The sequence below is a fragment of the Actinoplanes sp. NPDC024001 genome (genome assembly GCF_040638955.1).
Lineage (GTDB): Bacteria > Actinomycetota > Actinomycetes > Mycobacteriales > Micromonosporaceae > Actinoplanes.
In genome coordinates this window covers 1-7293 of record NZ_JBEZZB010000293.1, presented here as the reverse complement: position 1 = coordinate 7293, position 7293 = coordinate 1, and the positions used below count along the sequence as shown (strand labels likewise).

The 7293-nt window shown below is 74.2% G+C and carries 5 protein-coding genes; 3 read left to right on the top strand and 2 right to left on the bottom strand.

Going from position 1 to position 7293, the window contains the following annotated elements; genetic code table 11:
• The coding region (smc, locus tag AB0F81_RS49805) for a chromosome segregation protein SMC (RefSeq protein WP_360211240.1) at positions 1-2548 on the bottom strand (2548 nt) is incomplete at its 3' end.
• A 214-nt stretch (positions 2549-2762) separates the two neighbouring features.
• Positions 2763-2957, bottom strand: a complete 195-nt coding sequence (locus AB0F81_RS49800; protein WP_196413816.1) for a hypothetical protein — start codon at positions 2955-2957, stop codon at positions 2763-2765.
• A gap of 524 nt (positions 2958-3481) precedes the next feature.
• Here AB0F81_RS49800 and AB0F81_RS49795 point away from each other — a divergent pair.
• The 3 genes from AB0F81_RS49795 (at position 3482) to AB0F81_RS49785 (ending at position 7165) form a co-directional block, all read left to right on the top strand.
• Entirely contained in the window at positions 3482-5002 is a 1521-nt protein-coding gene (locus AB0F81_RS49795; RefSeq protein ID WP_360211238.1) for a DUF3492 domain-containing protein, read from the top strand.
• Positions 4999-6438, top strand: coding sequence for a hypothetical protein (locus AB0F81_RS49790; protein ID WP_360211236.1), 1440 nt, complete (start codon positions 4999-5001; stop codon positions 6436-6438). Before AB0F81_RS49795 ends, AB0F81_RS49790 begins: the two co-directional genes overlap by 4 nt.
• Positions 6439-6610: 172 nt before the next feature.
• Positions 6611-7165: a spherulation-specific family 4 protein gene (locus AB0F81_RS49785; RefSeq protein ID WP_360211234.1), complete on the top strand. Its 555-nt coding sequence runs from the start codon at positions 6611-6613 to the stop codon at positions 7163-7165.
• Positions 7166-7293 lie beyond the last annotated feature (128 nt).

Here is a 7293-nt window from a genome sequence, read left to right as displayed (position 1 = left end):
GGGCGATCTCCGCACCCCGGGCGCGCGCGGCCCGGCGGGCCGCGGCCCGCTCCCGGGCCTGCCGCTCCGCGTTGGCCTGGCGCAGCAGCGAGTCGGCCCGGCCGGCGATCGACGAGACCCGCTCCTCCGCCGTACGCACGGCGAGCCGGACCTCCATCTCGTTCTGCCGGGCCTGGGGCACCAGTGCGGCGAGCCGGTCGCGTTCCTCGGTGGAGGGCTCCTCGTCGAGCGGGGTGGCCTCGGCCAGCCGCAGCCGCTCCTCCAGCTCGGCGAGGCGCATCAGGTCGTTCTCCCGGGCCGCCTCGGCCTTCTGCCGGGACGCGCCGAGCCGCTCGCTCTCCGCCTTCGCCGACCGGGCGGCGGCGCCCAGCTCGGCCAGCCGGCGGGCGGCCGCGTTGCGCTCGCCCTCGGCGGCCCGCTTGGCCTGGGCGGCCACGTTCACCGCCTGCTTGAGCTCGGCCACCTCGGCACGGGCGGCGCCGAGCTGCTCCTTGACCTCGGCGATGGTCTGCTCGGCGGCGGCCCGCTGCGCCTTGGCCTCGTCGACCGCGGCCTGCACCTCGATGTAGCTGGTCGCCTTCGCCGAACCACCGGCCGCGGCGTACGTGCCGAGCACGTCGCCTTCCGGGGTCACCGCGCGCAGCTCGCCGTTCTCCGCGATCAGCCGGGCGGCCGCGGCGAGATCGGGCACCAGCGCCACGTCACGCAGGGCACGGTTGAGCGCGGGCCGGATCTGCTCCGGGCAGTCGATCACGTCGGGCGCCCAGACGGCGCCCTCCGGCAGGACCGGGCGCAGGCTGTCCAGCGATCCCCGCATGCCGGGCCCGGCGGGCGCGGCGACCACCAGGTCGGCCCGGCCGGCATCGGCGATCTTGAGGGTACGCATCGCCTCGATCGCCTCGTCGGTGCCGGAGAGGGCCACCGAGTCGGCCAGCCCACCGAGCGCGGCGGCGAGCGCGACCTCGTGGCCCGGGCGGACGCTCAGCATCGACGCCAGGCTGCCGAGCAGGCCGGGCACCTGCCCGGCCTTGGCGAGCAGCGCCCCGGCACCGTCCTTGCGCTTGAGGCCGAGCGCGAGTGCCTCCTCGCGCGCCTTCCAGCTCGCCGCGTCCTTCTCCGCGGCCCGTTCGGCGTCGGAGAGCTCCCGGACGACGGCCGCCGCCCGGTCGTGCGCGGCGACCGCCTCGTCGTGCCGGGCGTCCAGGTCCGCGTTGTCCCGGTCGGCGTCCGAGGACTCGGCGGCGACCAGGTCGACCTCCGCCTGCGCCGCCTCGGCCCGCATCAGCGCGTCGGTGTGCGCCGCGGCGAGCCGCTCGATCTCCTCGTCCGCGCTGCTGGTGCGGGCCCGGGCCGCGTTCACGTTGCCGGTGAGCTTGGCCAGGCCCTCGCGCCGGTCGGCGATCGCCTTGGCGGCCGCGCGCAGCTCACCCTCGGCCGCGGCGAGCTGGCGCTCCAGCTCCTGCCGGTGCTCCAGCGCCTCGGCCAGGCGCATCTGGTCCTCGGTGAGGGCCTCGCGCAGCTCCTCCTCCTGCTCGCGGACCCGCTCGGCCTCGGCCTCCAGCATCTCCGGGTCGCGGCCGGGACGCTCCTCGTCGGGGGTGGCGGCCAGATGCCGCAGTCGCTCGGTGGCCAGCTGCTCGGTGGAGCGGAACCGCTCCTGGAGCGTGGACATCCGGTACCAGGTGTCCTGGGCGGCCTGCAGCAGCGGCGCGTCCTCGGCGTGCGCGGCCTCCAGCTCGGCGAGCCAGCGCTGGACCTCGCGGTTCTCCTCCTCCACCTGCTGGCGGCGCTCGCGCATCGCCGACTCGTCGGCGATCTCCTTGTCCAGGGTGGTACGCAGGGTGTGCAGGTCGTCGGCGAGCAGCCGGAGCCGGGCATCGCGCAGGTCGGCCTGGATGCCGGCCGCCCGGCGGGCCACCTCGGCCTGCTTGCCGAGCGGCTTGAGCTGGCGGCGCAGTTCGGCGGTGAGGTCGGTGAGCCGGTTGAGGTTCACCTGCATCGCGTCGAGCTTGCGGATCGCCTTCTCTTTGCGCTTCCGGTGCTTGAGAACCCCGGCCGCCTCCTCGATGAAGGCGCGCCGGTCCTCCGGCTTGGCGTGCAGCATGGCGTCGAGCCGGCCCTGGCCGACGATGATGTGCATCTCCCGGCCGATACCGGAGTCGCTGAGCAGCTCCTGGATGTCGAGCAGGCGGCAGGAGTTGCCGTTGATCTCGTACTCGCTCGCGCCGTCGCGGAACATCCGCCGGGTGATCGACACCTCGGTGTAGTCGATCGGCAGGGCGCCGTCGTTGTTGTCGATCGTCAGCGTCACCTCAGCCCGGCCCAGCGGCGCCCGCCCGGACGTACCGGCGAAGATGACGTCCTCCATCTTGCCGCCGCGCAGGGCCTTGGCGCCCTGCTCGCCGAGAACCCAGGCGATGGCGTCGACGACGTTGGACTTGCCGGATCCGTTCGGGCCCACGACACAGGTGATGCCCGGTTCCAGCCGCAACGTGGTAGCGGAGGCGAAGGACTTGAAGCCCTTGACCGTCAGGCTCTTGAGGTGCACGGATCTCCGAGGGTCGGCGGTGTTCTGCTGGATGGCAGGCTACCCGGAGGCGATCGGTACGACAGGGACCACGCCGCGCCGCAGGTCCACACGCAAAAAACTGCGCGCCGCCACAGATGTGGAGGCGCGCTTTTTCTTTGGTGCGTTCGTAGTGCGAGGGGGATGTGAACGCCGGGTGATCACCCCGCAGTATCCACCGGCGTTCGGTCGGAGCTCAGGTCAGTGCGGGCTCGGTCAGCCGCGCGAAATCGTCTGCCTCCGCGGCCGCCGCCGCGAGACGATCGTTTTCCGCCCGGAGGCGGGTGACCTCGAACTCCAGAGCCTGCACCCTGGAACGCAGTCGGGTGACCTCGTCGAGGAGGCGCCGGTCGGGCGCCGCACCTACGTGGCCGTAGAGGGCCTTCGCCATCGTGACTCCTTGTGACGCGCTGCGTCTCTGTGATGTAGCGGCTGCTGTTGTGCGTTGCCGGAACAGCCGGCCAAGGTTGCGCCCGGTCCTGGGAACACCCGAACTCACGGGCACGCGTGAGCACAGAATCCCGCTAGCGAGGCGAGCGAGGTTCTTGAGGTGCGATGCCCATGCCCTGAGTGGAACCGGGGCATGAGTGGGCGCGACTGGCGACAACTCCATAGTCCGCCGATACCCACACTCCGTCAAGCCGGGGCTTCTCCGGTTGCGCGCTCAGTACCAGTGAATCACGCCACGACGGTGCTTCAACAGGTGTTATGCACGTTCACCCGCACTGTCGATCTTCGAGTGCGCGCTGATCTCACGGTCGTCGATGGATGGCCGCCCTGAACGCCGCCGCAGCTAACCCCCTTTCGGACAAAAACGGGCAAACATGGGCGACAAAGCGGTGCAAATGGTACGCAATTGTGTCGCCTAGCCGACATGCTCCGGCAACTTCGGCGGGCTGTGTCGTTGCCTCCAGCGTGAATCCGACCCCGTCGCGTGAGCGCATCTGCCTGCTGACCGGCGGCGGGTACCCGTACCGGCGGGACGCGCTCGGTGGTTGGTGCCGGACCCTGGTCGAGGGTCTGCGCCGATTCCGCTTCGAGTTGCTGACCGTCACGGACCGTGAACTGCCGTCCGCGCCGGCGTACCCGCTCCCGTTCCACGTCGGCTCGGCGCGCGCCGTCGCCCTCGGCCGCGACCCGGCCCGCGCCGAACGACGGCGCACCGCCAAGCCGGAGGGCGCCGCCGAGGCCGCCGCGCTGCTCTGCCGGGGGCTGCTCGGCGACGACGGCCCGGTGACCGAGCAGTTCGCCACCGGGCTGCGCCGGATCGCCGACCTGTGCCAGCCCGCGAGCGGGAACGGCACGCCGGACCTGCTGGCGGGTGTGCCGCTCACCGACGCGCTGCTGGAGGCCTGGCGGGCCCGGCCCGACCGGACCCTGCTGCCACGGCTCAGCGTGCGCGACGCGCGTACCGCGGCGACGCTGCTCCGGCACGCGCTGCGCGCGCTGGCGGTGCCGCTGCCGGAGGTCGAGCTGGTGCACTGCGTCGGCGGCACCACACCGCTGCTGGCCGCCCTGGCCGGGCGGTGGCGCACCGGCACGCCGTTGCTGCTCACCGAGGCACGGGCGGCCGTGCCCCGGCAGCGGCCGGCCGAGGACCGGCTCTCGGTCAGCGTGCGCACGGTGCTGCGGCGATTCCGTACGTCGGTCGCGCGCACCGGGTACGCCGAGGCGGAACTGATCGCGCCGTTGAGCACCTACCACCACGGGTGGGCGCTGGAGCACGGGGCGCGGCCGGCCCGGCTGGTCCAGGTGCCGGCCGGGGTGGACCCGCGGGAGTACCCGGGCGCCGTCGAGCTGAGCCAGGCGCCGGCCGTGGTCTGGGCCGGCAGCGGCGGACCGGACAGCGGGCTGGCCTGCGTGCTGGAGGCGTTCACCGAGGTCGCGGCGGCCGTGCCGGGAACCGTGCTGCACCTGGTCGGGGTCACCGCGGCACACGAGGACCACTGCGCCGAGCAGATCGAGCGGACCGGGCTGGGCCGGGCGGTACGCCTGCACCCGCTGCCCGCCGACCCGCGGGACCGGTACACCGTCGGCCAGGTCGTGGCGCACGTGCCGGGGCCGGCGGACCCGCCGTACCGGCTGGTGGAGGCGATGATGTCGGGCCGCGCGGTGGTCGGCGTGGACATCGGGCCGGCCGGCGAGACGCTCGGCGACACCGGGGTGCTGGTGCCGCCGAACGACCCGTCCGAACTGGCCATCGCCATCGTCGACCTGCTCCGCTCGCCGAACCGGCGCCGGGCGCTCGGCGACGCCGCCCGGCAACGGGCCCTCAACCACTTCACCGTGGACCGGGTGGTGCGGGTGTACGGCGCCCTCTACACCGACCTGGCCGCTCCCCCACCGGCGCCGGCGTTCGAACTGGCGCTCACCGTGCCCGCGCCGCGCGTCACGGTCCCCGCGACCGTGCGCTGGCTGACCCGGGAGAACACATGACGATCACCACGCGTACGGCACGCAACCGCAACCGGCGGCGCAACGCCGGGACGAACGAACCACGGCACGCCGCGGTCAACCAGGCTCCGCCCCTGCGCCGGACGCGGGAGGTCGGGCGGCACTCGGCCGAGTTCGAGCCGGACCTCGACGCCGAGGTGGCGCCCGCCGCACTCGTGGCCGCCGCGGAGGAGGCCGAACCGGACCGGAGCGGGACGGACGTCGACGTCGAGCCCGTGGTCGCCGAGGAACGGCACGCTCCCTCGTACCGGAAAAGGCGTGGAAGCCGGCGCGCGCCCGCCCGGCGTGCCTATCTGGGGTTGGCGCTGGTGCGCTGCCTGCTCTATCTCGGGCCGCTCAGCGTCGCGGTGGCCGCGGCGGAGCCGCTCGGCCGCGTGGCGTGGCCGGTCCCGGCCGTGGCCCTGCTGTTCGGCTGGACCGCCGCGCAGAGCCTGACCAGCGTCGGGGTGACCGTCGCCCGCCGGGCCGGGCCGACCGCCGCGGCCCGGCTGGTGGGCGCGGGATTCGCGGCGGTGACCGGGCTCTGGTGCGCGCTGGTGTGGATCGCGCCGGACCCGCTGCTCGGGCCGGACCGCGCGCTGGCCGCGACCGTCGGGATCGGCGGTCTGCTCACCCTCGGCTCGGTGACCGCCGCGCTGGTCACCCGCTCCGAACGCTCGGTCGCCGCCTGGTACGTGCCGTGCTGGCTGCTCGCCGCGCTCGCGGTGGCCGCCCCGGCGCCGGTGCTGCCGCTCCCCGTCGAGACGCTGCTGCCGGCCGCGATCGTGGCGGTCGCGGTCCGCGCGTTCCGGCCGGCCGTCGTCCCGTGCCGGCACGGCCGCCACCCCGGGCTGACCGCCGCCGAACGCCGCCGCGGTGGCGCCTACCTGGTGATCGGCGCGTCCCAGGCGATCTGTGTGGCACTGCTCTGGCGCACCGGGCCGGCCGTCATGCCGCTGCCCGCCGCGCTGCCGCTGCTGCTCGCGGTTCCGCTGCTGGAGACGCTGATCGGCTGGCACACCGACCGGCTGGACGCCGGGCTCGACTCGGCGGAGAGCCGCGCCGAGTTCGGCCGGCACGTCCGCAACGTCACCGCGATCACGCTGGCCGGGCTGCTGCCGCCGCTCGCCGCGGGTGCGGGCCTGACGCTGGCGGCCTACCGGCTGCCGTACGGGCTGTCGTCGGTGCCGGACGCCCGGAACGCGGTGCTGGCCATGGCGGCGGCAACGCTGCTGGGTGGGGTCTTCGCTGTCACGTTCCTGCTCGCGGCCCGGGCGCGGACGGTGATCGCCGCTGCGCTGTCGGCGATTCCGCCGTTCGCGGCTGTGGTTCTCGCCGTGGTCCCGTCGGCGGGTGGGCCGTTGCCGGCGGCGGTCGCCGTCCTGGCGGCGACGCATATCGCCGGCTTGCTCATCGTCGCCCTGACCGCCGCGCCGTAGCCGCGGTGCCCTGTTTTGCCCCTTTCGGCCTGACCGTCGTGCTGGCCTCCACCCCGTAGTCGCCCTGACCACCGCCACGCCGTAGTCGCCCCGACCACCGCCACCCCGTAGTCGCCCTGACCACCGCCACCCCGTAGTCGCCCTGACCCTCGTCGCCCTGTAGGAGGACGCTGTGAAGACCCTGTTCCCCCCGTACGCCTACCCGTCGCCCGAGCTGGAGCTCGACGCCGAGACCTGGATCATCCGGGAGCAGCCCGGCGACCGCCGCACCCTGCACCAGTCGCTGGGCCGCATCGACCTGGACTGGGGCAGCCGCTCCCTCGCCGACGTGCTGGCCGACGTGGACGCCTGGCGCGCCGACGGGGTCGAGGGCCTGTTCCTGGACCGGGCGCCGGCCGGATCCGGCGGGGTCGGGCCGGTCGCGCTGACCGTCCGGCTCGCCGCCCGGCGCGGGCTGCACCGGGTGGTGCTCAACCCGGGTGTGCCGACCCACCCGCTCTACCGCGACCTCGGAGTGCGGATCTGCACGTTCGAGGGGCCGTGGGAGGCATATCAGAGCTGGGACGGCGACGGGTGCCGGCCCGGCGACGGGCACATCGTGCACGGCGTGCCGACGACGCTGCTCACCGCGGCCCGGCGGCTGATGGGCCGGCGTGGAGCCGGTTTCGGGCTGGCGACCGACGCCAGCCCGAACCTGAGCACGGCGGGCGCCCACCGCGCCGACTGACCGAGGCCCGGCTGGCAGCGAGCGCCCACTCCCGGTCACGTCCACCGAAGTGGTGTATGACCCGGATTTTCCGGGATGAAAGAGGCGGCCACCGCAGATCCTTCGGATTGTCTGAAGATCACGAAGGA